Source organism: Bifidobacterium sp. UTCIF-1, from assembly GCF_006408915.1.
In the GTDB taxonomy this organism is placed as follows: Bacteria; Actinomycetota; Actinomycetes; order Actinomycetales; family Bifidobacteriaceae; genus Bifidobacterium; species Bifidobacterium reuteri.
Genome location: NZ_JFAG01000014.1, coordinates 20,577 through 46,577, shown reverse-complemented (window position 1 = coordinate 46,577; position 26,001 = coordinate 20,577). Strand labels below are relative to the sequence as shown.

Sequence of the window (26,001 nt, the reverse complement as noted above, 5' to 3'; positions counted from 1 at the left end):
GCCGTCCTTTTCCTTGTTTTCGCCTTCGTTCATGGCCTCGTACAACGCCTGACGCACGTCAAGGGCGATGGATTCGGTGGCTTGCTTCAGAGCGCTGATATCCGGACCATGAGAAGCGATGAAGCGCGATACGGTGACAAGCACGTTGCCGCGGGTGCCCTTGAATACCGTCTTGAGGTCCTTGGCCTCAGCGCCTTGCCAGCCATAGCCCGGGGAGAGAATCGGACCGGTGAACTGGGAGGGATCCACACCGGAATCCTGAATCCACTGGCCGATGGTCGCGCCGATGATCAATCCGACGGATCCCATGCCCTCGATGTCCACGTTGTGCTTCTGGGCGGTCGCGGCGATGCCATAGGCGACCGTGTGGCCCTGGTAGTCGCCGGACTGGCGGATAGCCGTCTGCAGGCTCATGCCTTCAGGGTTGGAGGTCAGCGATGCCACAAACACACCGCGACCATTGTCCAGCGCCTCAGAGATGAGGCCATTGAGCGAACGCGCGCCATAGTATGGCAGCAGCGTGATGGCATCCGCCAACATCGGGGAGTTCGGCTTGAAATATGCATCCGCGATGGCGGAGATAGTGGTGGGCAGACCGCCGTGCAGGCAGTCCACAATGGTGATGACGCCCATCTGGCGTGCCGCATAGAGCACGCGCTCGAGCGCTTCGAATCCCTTGGATCCGTAGCGCTCGAACATAGGCGTCTGGAATTTGACCGCCGCGGCGCAGCCGCTGGCTGCCTGCAACATACGCATGGAAAACAGTTCCGCGCCTTCGGCGTCGACGTTATACCCCCAGTCGGCGAGAAGCTTCCGGTGCGGATCGATGCCCACACATAACGGCCCATATTTTGCCATAGAGTTGCTCAGACGCAAACCGAAATCGGAACGCTGCGCGTTCAACTCCTCGCTGCTGGGTGTAACCATCAGAACTCCTGTCTCTCTAATTCGAACAGCTGCTTCGAATGATCCTGGATGCTCATGATCTGATAATCATTATGCTTCACGGCCTCGATGGCGAGGAGGGCAGCCTGGAATTCCGTGACGGTGGTGAACTGGGGCAAATCCGCTGCAATTGCTGCCGCGCGGATGGAGTAGCCGTCGGAACGGGAGCCTCGGGAGTTCGGCGTGTTGAGGATCATATCGATCTTGCCGTCCTCGATGAGCTGCACCACGTTCTTGCCCACGGAACCTTCGGCGTGGTGGACGACCACCGGCGCTTCCGGGTCGGAGTCCACGCGGGTACTGATCTTGTCCACGACATTGGAATCGATGCCATAGCGGCGCAGCACGGATGCGGTGCCCTCGGTGGCCCAGATCTTGAAGCCGAGTTCTTCAAGGCGCACGGCGATCAGCGGCAGCTGGCGCTTGTCGGTGTCGTTCACGGAGATGAACACGTTGCCGTGGGTCGGCAGGCCGCCGTCATAGGCCGCAAGCTGGCTCTTGGCGAACGCGTGCGGGAAGTCGCGGTCGAAGCCCATGACTTCGCCGGTGGAGCGCATCTCAGGTCCGAGCAGGATGTCCACGGTCTTGCCGACCGGGGTGCGGAATCGCTTGAACGGCATCACGGATTCCTTGACCGCCACCTGCTGGCCGCGGTGCATCACGCCGCCGTCGCCCTTGGGCAGCAACAGACCGTTCTTGCGCTGGTCGGCGATGGTCTCGCCGGCCATGATGCGCGCAGCGGCCTTGGCCAGCGCCACACCGGTCGCCTTGGAAGCGAACGGCACCGTGCGGGATGCGCGCGGGTTGGCTTCGATGACATACAGCGTATTGGCCATGAACGCATACTGGACATTGATCAGGCCCTGCACATGGCAGCCCTTGGCGATGGCATATGTGCCCTCGCGCAGACGGCGGATCTGGTCGTCGGACAGGGTGGACGGGGGCAGCGTGCATGCGGCGTCGCCGGAGTGCACGCCGGCTTCCTCGACGTGCTCCATGATGCCGCCGATGTACAGTTCCTCGCCGTCGAACAGCGCATCGACATCGATTTCGATGGCGTCCTGCAGGAACTTGTCGATCAGCAGCGGGGATGGCAGACGGCCGGACACGACGGTGTCGGCCTTGGCTTCGGCCAGCGCGCGATCCACGTACTTGGTGAGCTGCTTGTCGTCGTAGACGATTTCCATGCCGCGTCCGCCGAGTACGTAGCTCGGACGCACGAGCACCGGGTAGCCGATGCGGTGGGCGGCGTCCATGGCCTCTTCGAGGCTCAGAGCGGTGCCGTAACGCGGGGCGTTCATCTCCGCCTTCTTCAGGACCTCACCGAAGAGCTCACGGTTCTCGGCCAAGTCGATGGATTCCGGCGTGGTGCCGAGAATCGGCACACCGGCAGCCTTCAGACGCGCCGCCAGGGAGAGCGGGGTCTGACCGCCGAGCTGCACGATGACGCCCTTGACCGGGCCCATCTTCTTTTCGGCCTCGTAGATCTCGAGCACGTCTTCGAAGGTGAGCGGCTCGAAATACAGGCGGTCGGACATGTCGTAGTCGGTGGACACGGTCTCCGGGTTGCAGTTGACCATGATCGTGTCATAGTCCTTGCCGAGCTCCTGCACCGCGTGCACGCAGGTGTAGTCGAACTCGATGCCCTGGCCGATGCGGTTCGGGCCGGAGCCGAGGATGATCACGGCCTCGCGTTCGCGCGGACGCAACTCGGTCTCGTCTGCGTAGCAGGAGTAGTAGTACGGCGTGGCCGCATCGAATTCGGCAGCGCAGGTGTCCACGGTCTTGTAGACCGGACGGATGCCGTAGTTCCAGCGCAGCTCGCGGACGGTGTTCTCTCCCCCGTCGCCGAGACCGCGCAGATGTGCGATCTGCACATCGGACAGGCCGGCGAGCTTGGCCTTCTTCAGGAGCTTCGGGGTCAGGGTCTCGGCCGCGTGAACGGTCATGGCCATGTCGTTGATGAGCATGATCTGCTTCAGGAACCACGGGTCAATCTTGGTGGCCGCATACAGCTGCTCGATGGTGGCACCGCCCCAGATGGCGCGCATGAGCTGCAGATAGCGATGCTCGGTGGGCACCTTGACCTGTTCGAGCAACTCGGCGACTTCCTCGGCGGACGGCTGCTCACCGTCCCAGTTGAAGCCCATGTGGCGCTTGTCGATGGAGCGCATGGCCTTGCCCAGGGACTCCTGGAAGTTGCCGGCCAGCGCCATCGCCTCGCCCACGGACTTCATCGAAGTGGTCAGGGTCGGGTCGGCGCCCGGGAACTTCTCGAAGGCGAAGCGCGGCACCTTGGTGACAACGTAGTCGATGGTCGGCTCGAAGGAGGCCGGTGTGGACTGCGTGATGTCGTTACGGATCTCATCCAGCGTGTATCCGAGGGCCAGCTTGGTGGCGATCTTGGCGATCGGGAAACCGGTGGCCTTGGATGCCAGTGCTGAGGAGCGGGAGACGCGCGGGTTCATCTCGATGACGATGATGCGGCCGGTCTTGGGATGCACGGCGAACTGGATGTTGCAGCCGCCGGTGTCCACACCCACACCGCGGATGATGGCGATGCCGATGTCGCGCAGCTTCTGGTATTCGCGATCGGTCAGGGTGAAGCAGGGCGCCACGGTGATGGAGTCACCGGTGTGCACGCCGACCGGGTCGACGTTCTCAATCGGGCAGACGACCACTACGTTGTCGTTGCGGTCGCGCATGAGCTCGAGCTCGAATTCCTTCCAGCCTTCGATGCCTTCCTCGATGAGCACTTCATCGGTCGGCGAATAGTGGATGCCGGCGCCGGCGATGCGGTGCAGCTCCTCCTCGTCGTGCGCGATGCCGGAGCCGAGGCCACCCATCGTGAAGCTCGGGCGCACGACCAGCGGGTAGCCGAGTTCTTCGGCGATGCGGTCGCATTCCTCAAGGCTGTGGGCGATGCGGGAGCGTGCGGATTCGGCGCCTGCCTCATCCACGACCTTCTTGAAGAGCTCTCGGTCCTCGCCTCGGTCGATGGCCTCGAGGGAGGCACCGATCAGCTCGACGTTGTACTTCTTGAGCACCCCCGCCTCGCCAAGGGCCATGGCGGCGTTGAGCGCGGTCTGGCCGCCAAGGGTCGGCAGCAATGCGTCAGGGCGTTCCTTGGCGATGATCTGCTCGAGAATGGGTGTGGCGATCGGTTCGATATAGGTGGCGTCGGCCATCTCGGGATCGGTCATGATGGTGGCCGGGTTCGAGTTGACGAGGATGACGCGGATGCCTTCCTCACGCAGGACGCGGCATGCCTGGGTGCCCGAGTAATCGAACTCTGCGGCCTGACCGATCACGATCGGGCCGGAGCCGATGACCATCACGGATTTGATGTCGGTGCGCTTCGGCATATCACTTACCTTCCTTGGAGTCGTTGTTGACGTTGCTGACGTTGGCGCGAGCGTCGCGCGGGTTGTTCTTCATAAGATCGCAGAAACGATCGAACAGGTATGCCGCGTCGTGCGGACCTGCTGCCGCCTCCGGGTGGTACTGGACGGAGAACGCGGGGATGTCCACGCACTGCAGGCCCTCGACCACGTCGTCGTTCAAATCGATGTGGCTGACGAACACCTTGCCGTATTTGCCATCCTCGAACGGCGCGTCCACCGTCTTGCCGATTGGGGCGTCGACTGCGAAGCCATGGTTGTGGGCGGTGACCTCGACCTTGCCGGTGGTCACGTCCTTGACCGGCTGGTTGATGCCACGGTGACCGAACTTGAGCTTATAAGTGCCGAACCCGAGCGCCCGTCCCAGCAGCTGGTTACCGAAGCAGATGCCGAAGAACGGGTATCCGGCGTCCAGCACCTTGCGGAGCAACTCAATCTCGGGGCCGGCCTGCTCCGGGTCACCCGGGCCGTTGGAGAAGAACACGCCATCGGGGTTCAGTGCCTCGATCTGTTCGAAGGTGGTGGTGGAGGGGACCACATGCACGCGGCAGCCGCGTTCGGCCATACGGTGCGGGGTCATGCCCTTGATGCCGAGATCCACTGCGGCGACGGTATACAGCGGTTCCTTGCCTTCGTATTCGCCACACGGCTCGATGGTGTACATCTCCTTGGTGGAGACCTCGTCGTACAGGCTCAGGCCTTGCATCTGAGGAGTGGCCTTGACGTCTTCGAGCAGACTGGCCACATCGCGAAGTCGGCCGGTGCCGCCATCGACCAGCGCCTCACCGGAGAAGATGCCGGCGCGCATCACACCTGCCGAACGCAGGTGACGCACCAGCTTGCGGGTATCGATATGGCTCAGCGAAACGATGCCATTCCTCTTGAGGTCATCGTCCAGGCTGCCTTCGGCGCGCCAGTTGCTCACATTCGGCGAGGGGTCGCGCACCACATAGCCGGCGACCCAGATGCGCGAGGACTCGGGGTCCTCGTCATTGACGCCGGTGTCCCCGATGTGCGGGAAGGTCTGAACGACGATCTGTCGATCGTAGCTGGGATCGGTGAGCGTCTCCTGGTATCCGGTCATGCCGGTGGCGAAGACGATCTCACCGGTCGTCTTGCCCAAGGCGCCGTAAGGCTCCCCCACATATACCTGTCCGTCTTCCAAAACAAGAACAGCATCGTCCTTGTCATACATGGGAATATCGACGGTTCCGGACTCATTCTGGCTCACCAAAACCCCCTTATGCTTCTTTCGGGTATTCGTACCAAGGTTATAGGCCAGCGAAGACTCACACGCCGCATTCTCGCAACGGCGTGAGTTGCTGCATTCGGTCCTGTTCCTGCTGGCGGGGAATCGGGACCGCCCATAAAAAAGCCTCCCCCAATGGGGAGGCTGTAACACAATGACTATTCCACCGTCTGCTGAGGTTCAGCGGACGGCGTCGCGGCGTCGACGGCATCGGAAGGACTGGAGGAATCACCGGAGTCCAGTGTTTCGACGGACTCCGGGGACGTGCCGTCTTCCGACTGATCGTCCATCTCGGCGACCTCTTCTTCCGCGTTCGCGGCTATTTCGGCGTTGTCCCTAGCTGTGCACACCGCCGAGAGCAGTCCGTGGATGAAGGCCGGGGCGTCATCATCGCACAGGGTCTTGGCCAATGCCAAAGCCTCGTCGATGGCCACCTTGTCAGGCACCTCGTCGTTGAACAGAATCTCCCACGTGGCGATGCGCAGGATATTGCGATCCACCACGCCCATGCGCCTGACCGTCCAACCCGTCGAGCATTCGTTCAGGGTCCGGTCGATTTCACGACGGTGCTCGGCCACACCACGAACGATTTCGATGGCGTAATCGGGAAGCGGGGTCTGGGCGCCTGGCTGGGCGATGCGCTCATCGAGCAGAGATAGGATGTCCTGGCTCTTTTCATCTGCCTCATACAGGGTGTTCAACGCCCTCTTGCGCGCGGTGGAACGTGCCATACTGCTGTCAATCCTCCAGTATCGGGGAAGAATCAGTTCTCGCGGCCGGTGTAGGAGCCGTCTTCGGTGTTGATCTTGACGCGGTCGCCCTCGTTGATGAACAGCGGCACCTGGATTTCGGCGCCGGTCTCGACGGTGGCCGGCTTCGTGCCGGCGTTGGAGCGGTTGCCCTGCAGGCCCGGCTCGGTGTGAGTGACGGTCAGGACCACGGAACCCGGCAGTTCGACGTTCAGCGGGGTGCCATCGTGGAAGGAGACGATGCAGTCGGTGCCTTCGAGCAGGAACTTGGCCTTGTCGCCCACCAGAGCCTGCGGCACATAGATCTGGTCGTAAGTGTCCATGTCCATGAACACGAAGTTGTCGCCGTCCTCGTAGGAGTACTGGAGCGTACGGTTGTCCACGGTCTCGAATTCGATCTTCATGCCGGCGTTGAAGGTCTTGTCCACGATCTTGCCGGAGAGCACGTTCTTGATGGTGGTGCGCACGAAAGCGGGGCCCTTGCCCGGCTTGACGTGCTGGAACTTCATGACAGTCCACAGCTGGCCGTCCAGGTTCAGAACAGAACCGTTCTTGATGTCGTTGGTAGTCTGTGCCACGTTATTCACCTGTTTTCAAATTCAAACTTCTAGGGCAATGCCCAAAATTGCCTTGGCAATTATGCCACAACCGGTATACAGCGCAAGAACCGTCGCGTTCACCGCGTGCCAACAGTGCCCGGGATCACGGATGGCGCCCTGAGACATCGCCCTCCGGATTGCCCTCCAGGTCACCCTCTGAATCGTCCTCCAGGTCGTCCTTCCCGATTGCCCTCCGGACCATCCTCCAGATCCCCCTTCCCGATTGCCCTCCAGGTCGTCCTCCGGATTGTCCTCCAACGGACTGCAGAAGACCGTATGTTCGCGTCTCGACGGCATAGTCGCGAACTTACGGTCCTTTCTAGCCTCTCAACAGGCTGTATGTGCGCGGCGGTCTCGTCAAGACGCGAACATACAGCCATTCCGCGCCTCTCAACAGGCTGTATGTGCGCGGCGCACTCGTCAAGACGCGCACATACAGCCTGTTGGGCGTCGAGCACCCCGGCGCACACCTGTCGTACACCTCAGAACGCCCGCCTAAACCGAAAAACAGCCGATGCCAGCAGCTTGACACGAGCGCCATGCTGAGCGTCATACGCTCCGACCACACAAAACTGCACAACCATGCGCAAAGCCGCACAACAGCGGATGAGTTATCCACATTATCCTGTCTGAAACTGAAGCTGGAACCACATACCCTGAATCCGCTTGCCTTGGCACATGCGTTCGAGCAACCATGGCTGTATGAGAACACATATCGAACTTGATGCGCTCTGCGACGACGCCGAACGCAACCAGCGCTGCTTCTACCCCACGTCCAACGCCTTGCGACAAGCCACATACGTCCGACTCCGCAATGGTTATCTGGTGCGCCCGTATCGAAACGTCTACGCCCGCTCCTCATATTGGGGCAATTTGAATCCCGCTGAACGCTCGCGGCATATCATCCGTACACTATCCCGGCAATTCCCGAACCGTGTTTTCGCCGGGCTCAGTGCGGCATCGATGCTGCATCTCGAATACGGCTGGAACCTGCATAACACGGGATCCATATTCATTGTGTCATCCACCGGCAGCCCCAAGCGAACATATCGGAAGCTACAGCGAATCAGCATGACCAACCCGCCCGTTTCGACGGTGCTGCAATATCGGCATAACAAGGGCCTTGGAAGCAAATTGATGCAAGGCTCATTAACCTTGGAATCATGCGGGACGCAAGACCCAGCATCCACGGGGATGACGCAGACCGCAATACCCGGTGTCAGACAACACGACATCACCGACATGGTCCGCATAACCTCACCAGCGAGGACCTTGGTCGATTGCGCAACCCGATATCCTTTTGTCCAAACCCTCCCGATGTTCGACTCGGCGATGCGCAACCATCTGGTCACAGCGCAGGAGGTATTAGACATCTGCGACGGAATGCGCATGGATTGCGGCAGCGTCATGCGACTGCTCCATTATGCGAATCCGCTGAGCGAAAACGGCGGCGAATCATTCTGCAGGGCGGTGATCATCGAAGAGGGATTCGCTACGCCGCAACTCCAGCATGTATTCACCGACACCGATTCCTCCTGGATGAAGTACCGTGTGGATTTCATATGGCACACGGAGGATGGGCGCATCATCGTGCTGGAATACGATGGCGCGGCAAAATACACCGATCCGGCAATGACCAACGGCAACAACGTGCATACCGTGGTCCAGGCAGAACGAGATCGCGAGGATGCGCTGAGACGAGCCGGAGTGACTGCGATCATCCGCACGAATTATCAGGAAGCGGCCCAACGGGCTCCGCTCATACGCAAGCTCATCGATGCACGAGTCCCCACGGTCGGCATGAATGCGCGGTATGAGCACGCAACCGATGTGACCGGACGCGAACTGTAGCGGCCTGCAATGCGCCTCGAGCAACGGGGCTTCGAGCCTGCACCCGACCGGCAGAGGCTGTATGTTCGCGTCTCGACGGCATAGTCGCGAACTTACGGTCCTTTCCGGCCTTCCAATAGGCTGTATGTGCGCGGCGCTCACGTCGAGACGCGAACATGCAGCCATTCCGCGCCTCTCAACAGACCGTATGTGCGCGGCGCTCTCGTCAAGACGCGAACATACAGCCCGTTAAGCCTAGATAAGAACCAGGCATCGCGGCAAACCCCCTGCAGCAGCTAGGATGGCAACGTAACCATTACTGGAAGTACATGGGACTAAGCAAAGGACCGTGATCATGATGGACAATGCAGCACGCCGCAGCGAACAACTCCCCTACCACTATGACGACCCCAGCATTATGGGCGATCAGCTCGAGTATCAGGAGAAGCTCTGGGAGTTCAACCAGACCCATCCCACCGACCAGGCCGGCAAGCAACGGCTGCTCAAGGAGATGTTCGCCGAAATCGGCGAGGGCTGCCATGTGGAGACGCCGGCGCACGCCAACTGGGGATTCCATCACGTACGCATGGGTAAGGGCGTCTACTGCAACACGAATTTCACTTGCGTGGATGACGGAGACATCACCATTGGCGACTGGTGCATGTTCGGCCCGAACGTGGTCATCGCCACCGCCGGCCACCCGGTGCTGCCCATCCTGCGCGAACATCATTACGTGTATGCGATTCCCGTCGTCATCGGGCGCAACGTATGGGTCGGCGCGAATGTGACCATCCTGCCAGGCGTCACCATCGGCGACAACACCGTGATTGGCGCCGGCTCGGTCGTCACCCACGACATCCCCGCGGACTCGGTCGCCTACGGCGCGCCCTGCCAGGTGGTACGCCCCATCGGCGAACAGGACCGTGAATACTACTTCAAGCGCCGCAAGCTTGACGTTTGGGAGTGATCCGGCGAGACAGGCCACGGCAAAAGCCCGCCACGCCACGCCTGCGCATCAGATCCGCGTATCAGATCCACGCCAGCACCGCAACCCTTTCATGATTCCGCCCGAACTACTCAAACCCTGCTTGACATATCGAATTTCGATATAATAGTATTGAAATACAATCGAACCCACGGATGGGTCGGTTCGGCAGGAAAAGCACGGCAACACACGCACGGCGGCACGGGCACAGCCAAGAAACGCAGCAGTACAAGCACCATCAGGAAAGGGCGGTCATCATGGGCGCGCTGAGTCATCCCAACCATCCCAACAATTCAGACCATCCAACCGGGTCGCGGACAGGGGGGCCGGCAGTCCCGGGCGGCGACGTCGAGAACTCCGCCGAAGACACCGCGATGTGGCAGGAGTATCACCCCACGGCAATCGCGGTGCTCAAGGGGTTCATCGTGCTCTTCGAGCTGATATGTCTGTGGGGGCAATACGTCATCTATGTGATGGCCGGCGACGTGGTCGCGCTGTATCCCGAGACCGCGCCGGCCCGCTGGCCGTACACCATCGCCGGAATTTTGGGGGTCGCATGTTTCGAAGTGGCGTTGATCCCCCTATGGAGGCTTCTGGATCTGGTCAAACGCCGCGACGTGTTCTCCGGCAAGGCGGTGTGGTGGACGAATGCCATCATCGTCTGCGCGGCGGCCGAGGGAGCGCTCGTGCTGTTCGTGCTGCTGTTCGGTCTGTTCGCCGACTTCCAGTACTGCGACCCAACCAGCGGCGACTGCTTCAACGCCTCGATGACCATGCCGGCGGTCGGTCTGGCATGTCTGGTGGCGCTGCTGCTCATCGCCGCGTTCATTCTGCTGATGCTGGTGATGCGCTCGCTGCTCAGCGCCGCCATCGCACAGCGCAACGAGCTTGAGGCGGTGATCTGAATGGCGATCCGCATCAATCTCGACGTGATGCTGGCCAAGCGCAAGATGGGCGTGGGCGAGCTAGCCGATCGCATCAATATCACGCCAGCCAACGTATCGATTCTGAAGAACGGCCGCGCCAAGGCGATTCGGTTCTCCACGCTCGATCAGATCTGCAAGGTGCTGGATTGCCAGCCCGGCGACATCCTCGAGTTCGTGGATGAAGGACGATAGCCAACGAGTAACCGACACACGGCACGCCACGGACAGGGAGCGCCCCGCATCAGTCGCGCCCGCGCTTGCCGAGCGGCAGCAGTCCGGCAACGATGAACACCACCAGACCGACGCACACCACGACCATCAGCGGTTCGGATGCGGCGTTCCACCAGCCGTCGCCACTGTAGAGCACCGCGCGCACACCGTCGCCGATATAGCGCTGCGGTACCCAGCCGTAGACCCAGTCACGCCAGAAACCGGGCAGCAGCTCGTATGGGAACAGACCGCTGGTCATGCCGAGGCCGAGACCAAGGACGCCGCAGAGCACGCCGAGCGGTATCGCGATGTTCATCAGCGCGAGCATCACCGACATGACGGCGAAGCTGGCGAGCCACAGGAACCCAATCATCGAGGCCGGCGGCCAACCGGAGCCCAACATGGCGAAGATGCAGCACGCACCAAGCGCGATGCACAGCGACCAGACGAGCGCGGCGCACAACTGCACGCCGAAGGACACCCAACGTTGCGGCTTGGAATCATAACGCTTGCGGCCGAGCTGCATCACGGTGAGCACGGCGACGATCAGCGACATCATATACGTGGGCATGATGAGCACGTTCTGCCCCATCATCGCCGCGGTGGGCAGACTGCTGTTGGACTTGACGTCGCCGGCGTTGATCGTCTTGACCTCCACCTTCGCGCCGCTCTGGGAAAGCATAGCCGGCACGCTCTGCTTGAGCAGGCTGGCGACGAGCGGGCTCTTCGAGTTGTCGATGGTAAGGGTGACGGACGGGGCGTTCTCGTCGTCGGCCGAAGCGGATGTGCCGGATGCATTGGAAGCGGTGGTACCGGCGGACGCGGAACCGGCGGCACCGGCCGTATCGCCGGACTGAGCGGCGATGGCCTTCTGCATCGCTGCCTGCACATACTGCTGTGCGGCGGCTCCGGTCAGCCCCTGCCCCGCCGCTTCGGCCTGCGCCTTGGTCATGGTCTGCGCAAGCGCCGTGGCGGACTCGATCTGAGCCTTGGCCGCCGCCTGCTTTACGGCCATCTGCTTGGCAGTGAAGTCCTTCGGAATCACGATTGCGGCGTAGTAGTCATGATCGGCGAAGGCCTTGTCGAGATCGCCCTGAGAATCGACCTCGGTCCAGACCATCGGCTGTTCGTCGGCACTGTCGGACGATGAGGCACCATCCGAGGCTCCGGTCAGCTTCTTGACCATCGCATCGCCCACATTGACCTCCCCTTGGGCGGTGGTCGCACCTTCGTCCAGCGACAGGATGGCGACCGGCAGCTCCCTGATCTGCGCGTTCATCATCGGGTAGAACATCAGCGCCATCAGGCAGGAGACGGCGATGATCACTATCAGCGGCAGACCGTATTTCGCTCGCTTTTGCAACGATTCCATCATAGGTTCCTCTCGTTCGCGGATTCACAACGAACCCAACCGAACGACGAGAATACCCAACACGCTGTGGAATATAAATCCCCATAACTCGATATGATGTTGGGTTATAGAGGACAGGTCATTGATGACGGCGACACAGCGCCGATTATGGCCGGCGAAGGTGGCGTCCATCGATGAATAAGACGAGGAGATTGAATATGGGACGACCGAAAGCGGACGAGCAAGGCGCGCCCGAGAAGATGCAGCAGACGTTCTGGCGATTGATGGAGGTGAAATCATATGCACAGATCACCGTCAGCGACATCACTCGAGAGAGCGGACTGAATCGCAGCGCCTTCTACTACCATTACACGTCAATCCCGGAGCTGGCCGACGACGCCATCGCCGCACTGTATGCGAAATCGAACGTCGCCGCATTCATCGTCCATCTCATTCGCCAACCGGATGATGTGGATGCCATCAGCGACTATGGCAAGCGCCTCACCGACCCCGAGTATCTCGACTGCATTCACAAGCTCATACTGATCGCCGGGCCACATGGTTCGGCCGGGCTGGTACGGCAGCTCAAGAGTTTCGTCATAGACATCTGGCTATCCTCGATCGGCGTCCCGCCGGAATCGCTGAGCCCCGTGCAACGCATCACAGCGGAATTCGCCGCCAGCGGCATCCTGGGTATGCTCAGTTCGGTGCAGGGGATGCTTGAATCCAAGACCTTTGACCCCGATTGGATTAGTCAATCCCCTGTTCCCCGGACCGTCTCCCAGCTCGTGCACTCGCTGAAGGAGCAGTAAGGAACGGCAGGGACGAGATGCAGAGCGCACGGATAGGGGCATCGGCGTGCAGCGAGCATTCGACTGTTACCATGACAGAACGTTAGCCTCGTTCACCCACCCCTTGACCATGCGGAACCTGCGAGGATACTTATCTCACAACGGCAACCATAAAAACCACAGAACAGGCCGTTTTTACCTACCCCTATAATCCACCCTTTCGGAACCGAGTGGGACGGAACTGCAAAAACGCCCTATTGCGCGCATCGTCCCACGCATGTTCCACTGCGCATGTTCCACACCGGACCACACAACACCCGCCAAAACCACTCCGCAAGCCGCCGGACCTCAATTCAAGCCACCGCGCCGCATCCGAGGCGGCAACATCGCACTCGAGACGGACTCATCACAACATCACGAACAGCGGTACTGCACACAAGCAAACATGAAACCGCACCTGACAATTGCGAACCTGAAGTACTTCAGTTCAGCCAATTGCCAGATGCGGTCCATCACAGGAGAGCCTCCAGATGCGCTGCTCATCCAAGCAACCGCTTATTAGAGCAGCCGCCAGTCACACACAGTCACACGACCGCGCAGCCGAGCTGCCCAGCGCTTACAGCCATGCAGCATCTCACCGCAACAACATCACTCGGGGCTTTTCAGGGCGCCGACCATGTCGATGCGGTCGAGCGACTTGTTCGTGGCCTTCTCCACGATCACCGTGAAACCGAACGCCAGCAGCGCGGCGAGCGCGTAGCAGTACCAGGCCACATGCGGCACGATATTCATGCCGGGCAGGTCGAGCTGGCCCAGCAGGAATCCAAGCAGACCGCGACCACATGGCAGGCCAATGGCGATACCGATGACGGCCAGCAACAGCATCTCCTTGTTGACGTAGCCATGCACCTCCTTCTTGCGGAAGCCGAGCACCTTGATGGTGGCGAGCTCACGTTCGCGCTCGGAGATGTTCGTGGAGGCGAGCGTGTAGAGCACCACCACCGCGAGGATCGCCGCCATGACCACGATGAAGCCGATCATCACGAAGAAGATGAGGAAGCTCTTGGTGAAGTCGCGCGTCTGCTTCGCGGTGCTCACCACCGTCAGGTATTCGTCCTGCTCGGCCAGGTCGTCGGCGAACGCGATCTGCGCGTCGTCGTCGCCCTTCACCTTGATGAGGTCGGCGTTGAGCGCGAGGTCCGCATCATCGTCCACGTCGAACGCGGCCCGGTAGGCGGCTTCGGACATGACCACGATGTTGCCGGTGTAGTACTGGGCCACGCCAGTGACCTTCACTTGGGCGGTGTCCATCATCGCATCGGCGATTTCGACCGTGCCGCCGGCGTCAAGACCGAAGGTCTTCGCGGCGTTGGCCGTGATGACCGCAGCCGCCTCGCTCCCCTCGTCCAGCGCGATGGCCTGGCCGTCCGTCGTATGCAGGTCAAGGTAGCCGTCGAGCGACTCGCCGTCCGGGATGACCATGAGCTGCACGGTCAGCTTGCCGTCCTCGGCACCGCCCGCGGACAGCGTCGCGCTCTCCAGATGCAACGGGACCGATGACTCCACCGCATTGTCGCCGTCCAGCGCCTTCTGCGCCTTCTCGTGGTCGGCTGGCTTGGTCACGGCCATCACGTCATAGGTGGCGATTTCACCGAACTGTCGGGGCATCATCGTCATCGCGGAGGACGCCATGCCGAAACCGGCGGTCATCAGCGCAGTGCATCCGAGTACGCCGACGATGACCATGAGCGCACGGGACTTGTAGCGGAACAGGTTGCGCGCGGTCACCTTGCCGAGGAAGCTCAGATGGTTCCAGATGAATCCGATGCGCTGCAGCACGATGGTCTTGCCGGCCTTCGGCGCCTTCGGGCGCAGCAGTTCTGCCGGCTGCAAGCGCAGCGAGCCCGCGCACACGGCCATCGCACTGCCGGTGATGAGCACGAGGAACAGCAGGATGCCACCGATGCCGATACGCCAGTCGATGATGAGCGGATATGTCGGGATCACATAAAGGATGTGCAGCATGCGCTTGGTGAACACGAACGGCAGACCGGCCAGGCCGATGAGGTCGCCGACCACACCTCCCGCGAGCACCGCCGCAGACGAGTAAATGAGGTATTTGAGCATCGTCTCGCCGCGCGTGTAGCCGAGGGCCTTGTACGTGCCGATGAGCTGACGGTCCTCCTCCACCATGCGCGCCACGGCGGTCAGGCTCACGAGAATCGCGATGACGAGGAACAGGATCGGGAACAGCTTGCCGAGACGGGAGATCATCTCACCTTCGGTCTTGACGTCCTCATAACTGGTCAAGGCACTGCGGTCGCGGATGATCCATGTGGCGTCCGGCAGGGCGTCGAGCTTCGATTCCAGCTGGGATTCGGCGTCGGCGATCTTCTGCTCAGCTGCGGTTTTCATCGGATTGCCATCGGGCAAGGCGGCGATGGCGGCTTTCTGTTCGTCTAGTTTGCTCTCGACCGGCTCACGCACGGCATCCTTGATGGCGTCGGTGCGGGCCTGTTCGCGGCTTGATTGGATCTTCTCGATACCGGTCTGGGCCCGTTCAACCAGCGCCAGATAATCGTCACCGTACGTGTTGAGGTCGGCGGCACCGTCCACGCTGACGAGCGCGGACGTGTACGGCGCGTCCGTCTTGGCCACGGCTTCGGGCGAGACGAACAGCGGGTAGACGGTTTTGGCGCCGGAAATCAGCGCCATCGGACCGGACGGGTTGACGATGTCGTTCGGGTCGATGACAGTGCCGACGATGGTGTACTCGCCGGTCGCGAACGTGCCTGAATCGGATTCGCTCGACTCTTCGGACGAATCAGCAGACGATGAATCAGCGGACGACGCCCCAGAAATCAACTGCGTCACGGACGTGGATTCGTCCAGCGTGAACGTCAACGAGTCACCGATTGCCTTGCCGCTGTCGGTCAGATATTGTTCGGTGACTGCGATCTCGTGAGCCTTCTCCGGCAGACGGCCGTCGGTCAGGTACGGCTCATCGAGACCTTGGTCGTTCAGCTCGGTCACGGTGGCGGACGACTGCTTGCCGTCGATCCTGGTGTATGCGCTGGCCGACCGCTGGCCGGCGACCGCGCCCACGCCTTCCACTTCAGACAGGGCCTTGATGTCGTCATCGTCGAAACCGTAGGTGGAGACGATGCTCAGGTCGTGCATGTCAGTCCTGTCAAAGAAATCGTCGAGACCGCCGCGCAAATCGTTGCTGATGGAGGAAAGCGCGCCCATCATCATCACACCCACGGCGACGATGACCACGATCGCGGCGAATCGCTTACCGTTGGAGGCGACGGACCGCCACGCGTCCTTGTAGAGCGCGGTGCGTTTTACGCGTGTACGGCCCGCGGACCGTCGTGATGCAGCGTGCTGCTGTGCATGTGCCATACCGCTCACCCCTTTACCATTCGATGTCCGCGATGGGCGTCGGGTTGGCGTTCGTCGTGATTTCGGTGACCTTGCCGGAGCGGAAGCGAATCAGGCGATCGCCCATCGGCGCGAGCGCGGAGTTGTGCGTGACGAGGGCCACGGTGATGCCGCGGTCGCGGCAGGCGTCCTGCAGCAGCTGGAGGATCTGCTTGCCGGTGTTGTAGTCGAGCGCGCCGGTCGGCTCGTCGCACAGCAGCAGCTTCGGGTTCTTGGCGAGCGCGCGGGCGATGGCGACGCGCTGCTGCTCGCCGCCGGAAAGCTGCGCAGGGAAGTTACCGAGGCGGTCGCCGAGGCCGACTTTCTCCAAGGTCTCGCGGGCATCGAGCGCATCGGGGCAGATCTGCGAGGCGAGCTCCACGTTTTCAAGTGCGGTGAGGTTGGGTACGAGGTTGTAGAACTGGAAGACGAACCCGACGTCGAACCGGCGGTAGTCGGTGAGTTCCGCCTCGCTGGCCTTGACGATGTCCTTGCCATCGATGGTGACGGTGCCCGAAGTCGCACGGTCCATGCCGCCGAGGATGTTGAGCGTAGTGGATTTGCCGGCGCCGGATGCGCCGAGGATGATGGCAAGCTCGCCTTGTTCGATGTCGAAGGTGGCGTGGTTGAGCGCCAGAACAGCCGACTCGCCGCTACCGTATTGGCGCACGACGTCATGGAATTCTAGGAATGACATGGTGGTTGGTTCCTCTCGTTAATCACTCGACACTATGTCGTCGGATAACAAGATAATGAATCCAACATCAATCATCAATCGACAATTTCGGCGAACCTATCGAGTGATTGCAGCGAATACAGCGAACCGCCAATCAGCATTCACCAAGGAGCGAGACCATGGCTAAGAAGAACCCGGAACTGACCGGTCAGACCATCCGCAACATCAAGGACGCGTTTTGGAAGCTCTATGAGGAGAAGCCCATCGAGAAGATCAGCGTCAAACAGATCACCGACCTGGCCGGCTACAACCGGGCCACGTTCTACCTGTACTTCTCCTCGGTGCGCGACGTGCGCGACCAGATCGAGAACGACCTCATCGCCCAGCGCGACGCGATGCTTGATGCGTCGCTGCACAATGGCACGCTGAACATCACCCCAGAGCTTCTTCAGATGCCCGCGGCACTGTTCCACTATGGCAAGGTGCTGCTCGGGCCGCACGGTGACCCAAAGTTCATAGAGCGCGCCGAAAACAGCGTCTGGCCATACATCCAGCCGATTTTCTTCCCGAACACACCGAACATCGAGGACATCGACGATCCTCAGGAACGCCGCCGTCTGGAGCTGCTCAAGCACTTCTATCTGTCCGGCATCATCGGCCTGTTCCGCACCGTGCTCAACAAGCCCGACCTCATTGCCCCCACCGAAATCGGCCAATTCATGTCCGAGGAACTCCTCCCCCGCATCGCGCCGCGGGACGCGAGCACTGGTACTGGCGCCGGTACTTGCGCTGGCGAAAGCCAGACATCCAAGCCCAACGAGCGCACCGAAAGCACCCGCGCATAACCGGAGCGAAAAGACCAACCTCAATCTTCACTTTCCGCAAGAGAAGATTTGCATCAATCTTCATCTCTGGCGAGTGAAGATATACCAGCGACTGGTAACAACGTTATTCATCGAACTCAAACAACGTTGCGACAATCTAACCAATACCATCGCCTCGTATTCAGTCGCCAATCTCCCCGCTGCGGGAGCCATCGAGAAGACCCCTGGCGATGGTTCCCGCAATGGGCTTTACCTTGTTATCGTCATTTCTCAGCGGTCAAAATGGCAGTCGGGACCGAAAAACAACCGCCATGCAACGAGAACATCCTGATAGTTGGCGGTGAGGAAGAACTGAAGCCGGCGAATGCTCTTTGCCGGGATTCCGCCTTTGTTGTGGGCGAGGGAGACCGTCCCATCGGAATTCAGCACAAAACGCGCAAGATCATGACGTGAGCCCTGCGCAATATGAACGTGCACGCCATGGTCTCGGTCAAGCGCCGTGAAATAGATGGAATAACCAGCGAAGCTGAAAATCTCAGGCATTGGCGTATTCGCGATCAATGGAACGTAGCCCATCCACGGTAGGCTTCACCCGCATGAACCAGTGATGGAGGAACGATTCCCCTTCAACTCCGAACGTGGAGGAAAGAATCTTCCCATCATTGTTCAGCACTGCTTTGCGAGGATAGCCGTCTTCGCTGATGACAATGGTGTCGTCATCCCATTGCGTGGTGATACCCATCATGGTGAATGTATTCTCCGCGTTCATTGCGCACTCCCATCGTTCCATCTGCAACGATACTATCTCGAATGCATCTGCGATACGAGGGGTTCTCACAGAAGTACAGCACGCATGGAAGCCATACGTCTCCTTGGGACTGAACCGGGTTTCCGAAGCCTCCGTCTCACGCTCCCCCTCAAAAAGCATGTCATACACATAGTTGTCGAATCGAAGCTCTTCGTACGCATCCATGCTGAACATCGACTTACCTTCCGAAACTGTTTATCGCCACATATGCGGGTTAGCATCCACTAGCACCATTGGATGGGATTGCCCGTTTCCAATGACGCCTTCAACAATCTGCGCAGCACTTCCGCCCGCCAATAGGTGCCGTCCTCACTCATATACGGCGCCCGGTGCTCCTCGAAACGGTATTCAGCGGGCTTGCCCGCGAAATCGACATCTAGCGACGCTGCAATGATTGCGGTATCGCCTGTGTCCAAATCGATGAGGCGCACAGGCCAATCACCCCATCCCCACTCCCGGCGCTTGCGTCGCTCGTATTCGGTTTCGCCGGTTATCTCCTCGTCTCGAAGCGGCTCTTGACGAAATCTTCGGAATTCATGCCGAATCCCATCCCGATCCGGTACGACCACTTTGCACGAAGCGAGACTTTCCCGCTCGTCCATTTCGATTTTCCATTCATGTGGATAAGCAACGGTCGGCTGTTCGCCGGATGTGACGTTCACCAACCAGCTTTTGTTGAATCCGGCAATGACCTGGACGAACACATCGAGCTCCTCCAAGGCGGCCGATGCGAGGCGGGCGGGGAACTGGCCTCCATTGCCGTCAGGAATCATATGAGACAGGATCGGAAACGGCCGGCGCCTACCGGCTCGTTCGATAAGATATCTCAGCTCTCCTACGCCAGACCAGTTGCCAATCCGTTCGTCGCAAATCTCCATGTCCTCGTGAACACATGCATGTTGACGCCATTCGTCGAAGGAACGGTCTAATGAATCATATCGTTTAATGAATTCGTCATAATTCAACTCATGCCATGCCTTGTCCAACGTCCGGCTGGATATGTAACCGTCCTCATCAATGTACACATCATCACGAGGTACAGGTGGCTCGGAGCACAGTCCATCCTCCCAGCATCGGCATCTGACCACTGCATCCAATCCCATGCTTACTTCTCCTCGGCGGTGTCGTCCTTCAGGGCCTGAAGCAAGGCCGCGTCACGCTGCTCGATAATACGCTTGCCGGCCTCGCCCTGCCATGAGAAGAAGCCTCGGCCGGTTTTCGCGCCAAGGTCGCCGGCCTTGACCTTCTCGGCGAGCAGCGGGCTCGGGCCAGTACCGTTGTCCATGTCGTCGAACAGGTAGGTGCTGATGTTGTAGAACACGTCGAGGCCGCCCAGATCGATGCTGGCGACCGGTCCCACGAGGTTCCAACGCCGTCCGAGGCTGTACTTCATCACATCATCGACGGTGGCGGCGTCGGCGATGCCCTCCTGAATGATGTGGAACTCCTCGCGCAGAACGGCCATCTGCAACCGGTTGCCGATAAAGCCGAGCGACTCCTTGTTAAGTTTTGCCGGTTTCTTGCCAATGCGCCGCATCAGTTCAGCGGTCGTGTCGAGTACCTGCGGGTCGGTGTGCGCGCCCGGCACGACTTCGACCAGCGGCATGAGGTGGGCAGGATTCCAGAAATGCGCGACCACGAACCGTTCCGGGCGTTCAAGCACGGAAGCAATGGCGGTCGGGCTCAGGCCGGACGTGTTCGTGGCAAAAATCGCGTCCTTGGGCGCGAACTGCTCGATCTCGCGCCAAGCCTCACGCTTGACGTCGAGGTTCTCGGCAATCGCCTCGATGACGAAGTCGGCGTCGGCGACACCCTGTTCGTAGCCGATGACCGGCGTAATGCGCGCGAGCACGTCGTCCACGCTCTCGCCGTCACGTAGCAGGCCGGCGTCCGCGAATGTCCCGGCGTCCGCGCGGATGTTCGTCATCGCGCGGTCCAGTGAGGCTTCGCTGCGCCCGACGAGGTGCGTCGCATACCCCGCGAGCGCGAACTGCAGCGCGATGGCGTGACCCATTGTGCCCGTGCCCACATTGGCGACGGTTCGAATATCGTCAAGTTCCACTGCCGGGCCGGCTCCACATTGCGCCAGTCCCGTATTCGTCTCCATTCCAGCTTCCATGCCACGGCCTCCCATCATCGGAATCAAGGAATCATTCGGAAATTCCCCGAGCACTCACCGGCATCAATGACGCATCGGTCAGTAATGCATCCTGACAAGCACCAGGGTAGGCGCATCTCGGCGTAAACCCTGCGGTACTGGAGTTCATCGACATGCTCATCCCCACGGGAATCACTGGCGCCATTGGCGCACCGGTCAGCGCCACGTCGGTCAGCGCCGCATCATGATGAGCATCATCTTAGACGCCTCCTCGGCGTAGACCGCGTGGGGCAACCGGGTCGGGAAGTGCAGGATGCCGCCGGGCACGAGGTCCACGGTCCGGCCGCCGCCGGTCACCTTGAGATGACCTTCGAGGCACTGGACAAGCACCGGCATCGCGGCGGTGTGCTCACTCAGCTCCTGGCCCTTGTCAAAGGAGAACAGCACGACGTTCGCGCCCTCCACCTGCATCACGGTGCGTGAGACCGTGGCCTCGGGCTGCACCTCGACCATCGGGGCGAGTGCGTCGATGAACTCCATCACCATCGGCTGGCCTGCCTTGGTTTCGGCCGTCGCTTCGGATGCCGCACTGTTGGATGTTGTGTCGTTGGGTGTTACACCGTTGGTCATTTCGGGACTCCTTATATTCCTATCCGTATGTCTTCGTTGTTTCGTCACCCACCGACCGCCCATGGCCGGTAGACAAAGCCGGGCACCATGACTGCACGCCATGATTGCGCACAATGCCCGGCACCGATGATTCATTTTGTTTTCAGCTTAATCGCACCTAGAACAGCCAGACGCGATTCACGTCGCAATGTCGTCAGCCCTTGCGGCGCACCACGAAGGCGATGCCGGTCAGCGCGTCGCCGTAGGTGTTGAACACGCGGCGCATCTCAATCACGCGCGCACGCAGATCCGGGTGTGTCAGCACGTTGCGCATGATGCGCAGCACACCAGCCAACCCTTCGTCCGCGATATTGCGGCGCATCTTAAGCGTGCCGGTCAGCGCGTCGCCGTAGGTGTTGAACACGCGGCGCATCTCAATCACGCGCGCACGCAGATCCGGGTGTGTCAGCACGTTGCGCATGATGCGCAGCACACCAGCCAACCCTTCGTCCGCGATATTGCGGCGCATCTTAAGCAGTGCCATCGATTCGACGCCGTGCCAGAGCACCTCGAATCCTTCCGACTCAAGCAGCGCCCGCCATTCATCGGCGGTGAGCGGCCTCGCGTTCACCTTGATGGCCCGCGCAAGGTCCTTGCGAATCGACTCCTTGACGGACTCGTCGAGATCGTCGGGAGCGAGTCCCATCTCATGAATCGCATACAGTCCACCCGGCTTGAGGATGCGGTGCGCCTCGCCGATAATCGCGCGTTTGCCGCGCTCGGACTGCATGGTGAGCATCGCCTCGCCAATCACGACGTCAGCGGTCTCATCCGGTAGACCGGTCCGCGAGGCATCCGCCTCGATGCAGGTGCCGCCCACCGACGCGGCAAGCGGGCCGATGATTCTGACCACCTGCTCATCCCGGTCGACGCCGGTGTAACCGGCGGGACCGGCATCGAGAATCAGCCGCGTGGTGCGACCAAGCCCCGGCGCGAACTCCACCACCCGCTTGCCTGCAATCGGCGTATGCGCCAGCATCCGCTTGGTGAGCTTCTCCCCACCCGGTCGCAGCACGCGCTTGCCGAGACGGGCCAACACCCAATGCCCTTGCATATGCTCCGCATCGCGGCCGGCCTGCGGAAGCTGCGATTCCGTGAGGTCATCTCCACGGCCATTACCGATTTCGTTCTTGCGTTCCTTCATACGTTCATTCACGGCACCCAGCATACGGAATCAATACCATCCAAAACAGTCTGGTTTTTCCGTGCGGATTGTGGTATATGGGCCGTTCACGCCGTGTTCAGCCTGTCCGGCGGCAAATCGAACGCGGCGAGCGTAACGTATTGCCCCGCCGGAGACGCGGACGAGATGCGTTTGCCTACAGCACAGTCATACGAGTGCGTCTCAGCCTCTTCACCACACGATGCTCAACAGCCCTGACATGTCACAGGAACAGGCGAATCACCGCCACTACGGACAGCGCGTAGACGAGCACGCTGAACGCGGACTGGCTGACGCGACGGGCCACCCAGCGACCACAGAGCACGGCGATGATCACCAATGGAATCGTCCAGGCCATCGCCGTGAAGTTCGCCCAGGTGATCATGTTGAGGCCGATGGCGAACGGCAGCTTGACCATGTTGATGATCAGATAGAACCATGCGGTGGTGCCGAGGAAGCGCATGACCGACAGGTTTTCGGACAGGAAGTAGATGGAGGTGATCGGCCCGCCCGCATTGGCCACCATCGTGGTGAAGCCGGCGAGCGCACCGCACACCACGCGCTTGGCCAATGCGAATGATTTCGCGCCCATGGTGTGGGGTACGGCCGACGACCGCGCATCCGAATCATCCAAGGTCGTCGTGCCGTCCGGCTTCACGGCATTCGATTCATCGGCCTTCGACGGTTCCGCCTCGGCCTGTCCGGACCGTCCAACCGTGCTGCGCGCGGCAAGTCTTTTGCGCGCCAACGAGAGGAAGTACATCGAGACGAACACCGCCAGAATCACGCCGATGGTCAGACGGGTGACGGTGTTGTCCGCGACGAACAGGAATCCGGCACCCGCCGCGATGCCGATGGCGACGAACGGGAACAGTCGGATGAGCGAGCGGCGCGACACGTTGCCCCGGTACGCCCAGATGGCGCTCCAGTCGGCCACGATGGCCATGATGAGCGTGATGCCGGTGGCCTCCTTGGCGGGCATGACGGAGGTGAGCGTGGCCACAGCGAGGATGCCTGCACCGGGCGCCAATGATTTATCCAATCCATACAGCACTGCGGCGATCGCCACCACGGCCATCACACCAACCGTCATCCGACAATCCTTCCTCGCATGGCACCCGCATGTGCACGTTCCACATCAGCAAACAATCGTGGTCCCAGCATGGTTACCTGCAATCGCCAACGCCGGCATTATGCCACACGCACCGAACCCTTTTGCGCATGACATGGCACGCGGGATGCGCCGGGCGTCACGCCGGTGTCACGCCGGGACGCAAATGCAATATCGCCCTTTTTGCACATGCGTCCTAAACCATTGCGGGACGCACGCGCATTTCGACCAATAATGCACTTGCGTCCCACGCCCAAAATCACGGAATCGGCGGAATACCGCCATCGCCCAGAAAAACGGCCGAGAGACCCAAGGGCGGCAAACGCATATCGGCGTATTCCGCATTTGCGTCCCGCAAAGCCCGTTCCGCAAAGCCCGTCCCGCAGCCGGGCAACGGCCACAGCCATGCCGATTCGCCCAGCACGCATCAAACGTATCGACGCGCGGCCTTCCACACACCGCAATCGGAGGAATCCTCATTTCCCTCCGCAATCCAATCAGACATCCATCTCCGACGCCATGTCGTCCTTCAAGGCGCGCAAGACCCCATAGGGACGTCCCGGCAACTGTTCTTAACGTCTTCCGAGACGGCTTCGGCCCTAGCCGCCGCTCCTATATGACTCGCCGCCGTCACAAGTACCGTTGCGTTCATCCATACATTCGCTCATCCAGCAGCACCCGCCACAGCAGACGTGTCCCGCATCGAGAGCATGCGCACGTACCAAGCGACGGGCAGAGTGAGCAATCCGCCGACGATGAACACCCAGGAAATCGGGATCACGTCGGCGAGCGGCGCGAAGACGAGCATGCCCAGCGGCATGCCGAACGTGGCGAACGTGTTGTCGAGGCCGAAGACGCGGCCGGTCATCGACTCGTCGGATTCGGACTGCATGATCGTGCGCATCGGGCCCACGCACATGGCCGCGGCGACGCCGTTAAGCACGTCGATGATGAGATACGCGAGCAGGTTCGGCGCGATGCCGAGCCCAATAACGGTGATGCCCACCATCGCGATGCCGAACGCCACCATGAGCATCTGCGCTCGGGCCCCACGCAGCAGTTTCGCGCCGAACGCGGACATGAGCGCGCCGCCGAGCAGCATGCCGATGCTCAATCCGAGCTCGTTGGCGGCGAGCTTGTCGGACGCGGTGGTGAGGTTGACGAATCCGAGGTTCAGATCGATGCCTTCGTATTCGCGAGTCATGAGCAGTAAGGTGAGGTTCATCGGCGCGACGGACATGAAGCAGGTGAGCGCATCGCCCAAGATCACGCCCTTCAGATACGGATGCCCCATCGCATAGGCGAATCCGGCCTTGAGATCGGCCACCGAGCGCCGGAATGTGGAAGACAGCACCGCCGTAATCGGCTGGGAATCCTGTGCACCGGACGCCGCCTCAGCTTCCGGCTGTCCGGCCGTCGCAGGCCCGGAGGAAGTGACGCCCGCAGACGCCACGCCCGATTTGCGCGGCACACGAATCATCGCAACGAACCCGACGCCGATGACCGCTGTAGTCACATCTACGAGCAGAATCGACCACAGCGGTACCGTGTTCACCAGCACAGCCGCAAGCGCCGGGGCGGCGATCCTGTTCGCCGAATCGATTACGCCATACATCGAATTGACACGCAGCAACTTGCTCGTAGGCGTCACGTCGGGGATGAACGATTGCACGGCAGGCATCTGAATGCCGCCTCCCACCGCGCGGATAAACAGCACCACGAAAATCACCGACAGGTTCGCCCAGCCGAGAGCGAAACTCACCGATAGCATCACCGTGACGCCCGCGATGATGAGGTCGGGCAGCATGATGAGCATCTTGCGGTTGTATCGGTCGGCCATCGATCCGCCGAACATGGAGACGATGGCCTGCGGCACCACGCCGAACAGCGTGGCGAGCAGCATGGCCGAGCCGGTGCGGGTCTGCATGACAATCCACCACCAGATGGCATACTGCACGATGCTGGAGCCCAGCAGCGAGAAGGCCTGGCCTGTGAGCAGCAGCGCGACGCGGTACTTCCAGCCGTCCTCGCGGGGTTCATGTGCTATTGCCGTTTCCAGTGCGGCAACAGAGTTGTTCTGAGACATGAATGTGTTCTTTATCTCTCTTCGTAGGACGTATGCGCGGAGGAACGCGGCTATCGCACCTGTAGATGGGATGATGACTATAGATGACGATAAATGAGTCGGACGACG

General features: G+C 60.8%; 21 protein-coding genes and 1 pseudogene. 6 read left to right on the top strand and 16 right to left on the bottom strand.

Features of this window, described 5'->3' with window-relative positions; translation table 11 throughout:
- Nucleotides 1-9: 9 nt before the first annotated feature.
- The 5 genes and pseudogenes from pyrF to efp all read right to left on the bottom strand — a co-directional run.
- Nucleotides 10-927: pseudogene (gene pyrF, locus BW09_RS11175) on the bottom strand (orotidine-5'-phosphate decarboxylase); the annotation flags it as partial.
- Entirely contained in the window at nucleotides 927-4,310 is a 3,384-nt protein-coding gene (carB, locus tag BW09_RS07440) for a carbamoyl-phosphate synthase large subunit (protein WP_140463149.1), read from the bottom strand. The pseudogene pyrF and the gene carB, both read right to left, overlap by 1 nt.
- A 1-nt stretch (nucleotide 4,311) precedes the next feature.
- Nucleotides 4,312-5,541, bottom strand: coding sequence for a glutamine-hydrolyzing carbamoyl-phosphate synthase small subunit (gene carA / locus BW09_RS07435; protein ID WP_140463192.1), 1,230 nt, complete (start codon nucleotides 5,539-5,541; stop codon nucleotides 4,312-4,314).
- Nucleotides 5,542-5,753: 212 nt separating this feature from the next.
- Nucleotides 5,754-6,326, bottom strand: a complete 573-nt coding sequence (gene nusB / locus BW09_RS07430) for a transcription antitermination factor NusB (protein ID WP_044090056.1) — start codon at nucleotides 6,324-6,326, stop codon at nucleotides 5,754-5,756.
- 32 nt (nucleotides 6,327-6,358) lie between these two features.
- A complete protein-coding gene (efp, locus tag BW09_RS07425; RefSeq protein WP_044090080.1) occupies nucleotides 6,359-6,922 on the bottom strand; it encodes an elongation factor P in 564 nt (187 codons plus the stop codon).
- Between the two features lie 1,338 nt (nucleotides 6,923-8,260).
- On the opposite strand from efp, the gene BW09_RS11170 reads away from it, so the two are divergent.
- The 4 genes from BW09_RS11170 to BW09_RS07405 all read left to right on the top strand — a co-directional run bounded on the left by BW09_RS11170 (nucleotide 8,261) and on the right by BW09_RS07405 (nucleotide 10,876).
- Nucleotides 8,261-8,794, top strand: a complete 534-nt coding sequence (locus BW09_RS11170; protein WP_052382018.1) for a hypothetical protein — start codon at nucleotides 8,261-8,263, stop codon at nucleotides 8,792-8,794.
- A 334-nt stretch (nucleotides 8,795-9,128) separates the two neighbouring features.
- The gene (locus BW09_RS07415) at nucleotides 9,129-9,740 is read left to right on the top strand and encodes a sugar O-acetyltransferase (protein WP_258185030.1); all 612 of its coding nucleotides are present in this window, start codon (nucleotides 9,129-9,131) and stop codon (nucleotides 9,738-9,740) included.
- Nucleotides 9,741-10,015: 275 nt separating this feature from the next.
- The gene (locus BW09_RS07410) at nucleotides 10,016-10,663 is read left to right on the top strand and encodes a DUF2975 domain-containing protein (RefSeq protein WP_258185029.1); all 648 of its coding nucleotides are present in this window, start codon (nucleotides 10,016-10,018) and stop codon (nucleotides 10,661-10,663) included.
- Entirely contained in the window at nucleotides 10,664-10,876 is a 213-nt protein-coding gene (locus tag BW09_RS07405) for a helix-turn-helix transcriptional regulator (protein ID WP_044090058.1), read from the top strand.
- 49 nt (nucleotides 10,877-10,925) lie between these two features.
- Here BW09_RS07405 and BW09_RS07400 read toward each other — a convergent pair whose 3' ends face one another.
- Entirely contained in the window at nucleotides 10,926-12,269 is a 1,344-nt protein-coding gene (locus BW09_RS07400) for an ABC transporter permease (protein ID WP_140463151.1), read from the bottom strand.
- Nucleotides 12,270-12,463: 194 nt separating this feature from the next.
- Here BW09_RS07400 and BW09_RS07395 point away from each other — a divergent pair, with 194 nt between their 5' ends.
- Nucleotides 12,464-13,057: a TetR/AcrR family transcriptional regulator gene (locus BW09_RS07395; protein WP_044090060.1), complete on the top strand. Its 594-nt coding sequence runs from the start codon at nucleotides 12,464-12,466 to the stop codon at nucleotides 13,055-13,057.
- Nucleotides 13,058-13,684: 627 nt separating this feature from the next.
- Here the strand turns inward: BW09_RS07395 and BW09_RS07390 are convergent.
- Both BW09_RS07390 and BW09_RS07385 read right to left on the bottom strand, forming a co-directional pair.
- A complete protein-coding gene (locus tag BW09_RS07390; protein WP_140463153.1) occupies nucleotides 13,685-16,441 on the bottom strand; it encodes an ABC transporter permease in 2,757 nt (918 codons plus the stop codon).
- A gap of 13 nt (nucleotides 16,442-16,454) precedes the next feature.
- Entirely contained in the window at nucleotides 16,455-17,156 is a 702-nt protein-coding gene (locus tag BW09_RS07385) for an ABC transporter ATP-binding protein (RefSeq protein WP_140463155.1), read from the bottom strand.
- 158 nt (nucleotides 17,157-17,314) lie between these two features.
- Between BW09_RS07385 and BW09_RS07380 the strand changes: the two genes are divergently transcribed.
- Nucleotides 17,315-17,980 carry a TetR/AcrR family transcriptional regulator gene (locus BW09_RS07380; RefSeq protein WP_140463158.1) on the top strand — a complete coding sequence of 222 codons (666 nt, stop codon included), beginning with the start codon at nucleotides 17,315-17,317 and terminating at the stop codon, nucleotides 17,978-17,980.
- Nucleotides 17,981-18,229: 249 nt separating this feature from the next.
- Here the strand turns inward: BW09_RS07380 and BW09_RS07375 are convergent, their stop codons facing one another.
- From BW09_RS07375 to BW09_RS07340, 8 genes are all read right to left on the bottom strand, one after another.
- The gene (locus tag BW09_RS07375; protein WP_181161790.1) at nucleotides 18,230-18,502 is read right to left on the bottom strand and encodes a DUF4160 domain-containing protein; all 273 of its coding nucleotides are present in this window, start codon (nucleotides 18,500-18,502) and stop codon (nucleotides 18,230-18,232) included.
- A complete protein-coding gene (locus BW09_RS07370) occupies nucleotides 18,495-18,728 on the bottom strand; it encodes a hypothetical protein (RefSeq protein WP_140464848.1) in 234 nt (77 codons plus the stop codon). The genes BW09_RS07375 and BW09_RS07370 overlap by 8 nt, the downstream gene beginning before the upstream one ends.
- Nucleotides 18,729-18,991: 263 nt before the next feature.
- Nucleotides 18,992-19,870, bottom strand: a complete 879-nt coding sequence (locus tag BW09_RS07365) for a hypothetical protein (protein WP_140463165.1) — start codon at nucleotides 19,868-19,870, stop codon at nucleotides 18,992-18,994.
- Nucleotides 19,871-19,872: 2 nt separating this feature from the next.
- A complete protein-coding gene (locus BW09_RS07360; RefSeq protein ID WP_140463167.1) occupies nucleotides 19,873-20,874 on the bottom strand; it encodes a 3-hydroxyacyl-CoA dehydrogenase family protein in 1,002 nt (333 codons plus the stop codon).
- A gap of 222 nt (nucleotides 20,875-21,096) precedes the next feature.
- Nucleotides 21,097-21,411, bottom strand: coding sequence for a cupin domain-containing protein (locus BW09_RS07355; RefSeq protein WP_140463199.1), 315 nt, complete (start codon nucleotides 21,409-21,411; stop codon nucleotides 21,097-21,099).
- Between the two features lie 277 nt (nucleotides 21,412-21,688).
- The gene (locus BW09_RS07350) at nucleotides 21,689-22,690 is read right to left on the bottom strand and encodes a class I SAM-dependent methyltransferase (protein ID WP_258185027.1); all 1,002 of its coding nucleotides are present in this window, start codon (nucleotides 22,688-22,690) and stop codon (nucleotides 21,689-21,691) included.
- A 229-nt stretch (nucleotides 22,691-22,919) separates the two neighbouring features.
- Nucleotides 22,920-23,789, bottom strand: coding sequence for a sulfite exporter TauE/SafE family protein (locus BW09_RS07345; protein WP_140463169.1), 870 nt, complete (start codon nucleotides 23,787-23,789; stop codon nucleotides 22,920-22,922).
- Between the two features lie 682 nt (nucleotides 23,790-24,471).
- Nucleotides 24,472-25,893 (bottom strand): MFS transporter, encoded by a 1,422-nt coding sequence (locus BW09_RS07340; RefSeq protein ID WP_140463172.1) that lies wholly within the window; start codon nucleotides 25,891-25,893, stop codon nucleotides 24,472-24,474.
- Nucleotides 25,894-26,001 lie beyond the last annotated feature (108 nt).

Excerpts from the sequence above, each read along its gene's own strand:
- BW09_RS07380 (WP_140463158.1), top strand. The coding sequence starts at position 17,315 with ATGGCTAAGAAGAACCCGGAACTGACCGGTCAGACCATCCGCAACATC.
- carB (WP_140463149.1), bottom strand. The coding sequence starts at position 4,310 with ATGCCGAAGCGCACCGACATCAAATCCGTGATGGTCATCGGCTCCGGC.
- BW09_RS11170 (WP_052382018.1), top strand. The coding sequence starts at position 8,261 with ATGTTCGACTCGGCGATGCGCAACCATCTGGTCACAGCGCAGGAGGTA.
- nusB (WP_044090056.1), bottom strand. The coding sequence starts at position 6,326 with ATGGCACGTTCCACCGCGCGCAAGAGGGCGTTGAACACCCTGTATGAG.
- BW09_RS07385 (WP_140463155.1), bottom strand. The coding sequence starts at position 17,156 with ATGTCATTCCTAGAATTCCATGACGTCGTGCGCCAATACGGTAGCGGC.
- BW09_RS07400 (WP_140463151.1), bottom strand. The coding sequence starts at position 12,269 with ATGATGGAATCGTTGCAAAAGCGAGCGAAATACGGTCTGCCGCTGATA.
- BW09_RS07360 (WP_140463167.1), bottom strand. The coding sequence starts at position 20,874 with ATGGAGACGAATACGGGACTGGCGCAATGTGGAGCCGGCCCGGCAGTG.
- BW09_RS07345 (WP_140463169.1), bottom strand. The coding sequence starts at position 23,789 with ATGACGGTTGGTGTGATGGCCGTGGTGGCGATCGCCGCAGTGCTGTAT.
- BW09_RS07415 (WP_258185030.1), top strand. The coding sequence starts at position 9,129 with ATGATGGACAATGCAGCACGCCGCAGCGAACAACTCCCCTACCACTAT.
- BW09_RS07340 (WP_140463172.1), bottom strand. The coding sequence starts at position 25,893 with ATGTCTCAGAACAACTCTGTTGCCGCACTGGAAACGGCAATAGCACAT.
- BW09_RS07365 (WP_140463165.1), bottom strand. The coding sequence starts at position 19,870 with ATGGGATTGGATGCAGTGGTCAGATGCCGATGCTGGGAGGATGGACTG.
- carA (WP_140463192.1), bottom strand. The coding sequence starts at position 5,541 with ATGTATGACAAGGACGATGCTGTTCTTGTTTTGGAAGACGGACAGGTA.
- BW09_RS07375 (WP_181161790.1), bottom strand. The coding sequence starts at position 18,502 with ATGCCTGAGATTTTCAGCTTCGCTGGTTATTCCATCTATTTCACGGCG.
- BW09_RS07410 (WP_258185029.1), top strand. The coding sequence starts at position 10,016 with ATGGGCGCGCTGAGTCATCCCAACCATCCCAACAATTCAGACCATCCA.
- BW09_RS07390 (WP_140463153.1), bottom strand. The coding sequence starts at position 16,441 with ATGGCACATGCACAGCAGCACGCTGCATCACGACGGTCCGCGGGCCGT.
- BW09_RS07395 (WP_044090060.1), top strand. The coding sequence starts at position 12,464 with ATGGGACGACCGAAAGCGGACGAGCAAGGCGCGCCCGAGAAGATGCAG.
- BW09_RS07355 (WP_140463199.1), bottom strand. The coding sequence starts at position 21,411 with ATGGTGATGGAGTTCATCGACGCACTCGCCCCGATGGTCGAGGTGCAG.
- BW09_RS07405 (WP_044090058.1), top strand. The coding sequence starts at position 10,664 with ATGGCGATCCGCATCAATCTCGACGTGATGCTGGCCAAGCGCAAGATG.
- BW09_RS07370 (WP_140464848.1), bottom strand. The coding sequence starts at position 18,728 with ATGAACGCGGAGAATACATTCACCATGATGGGTATCACCACGCAATGG.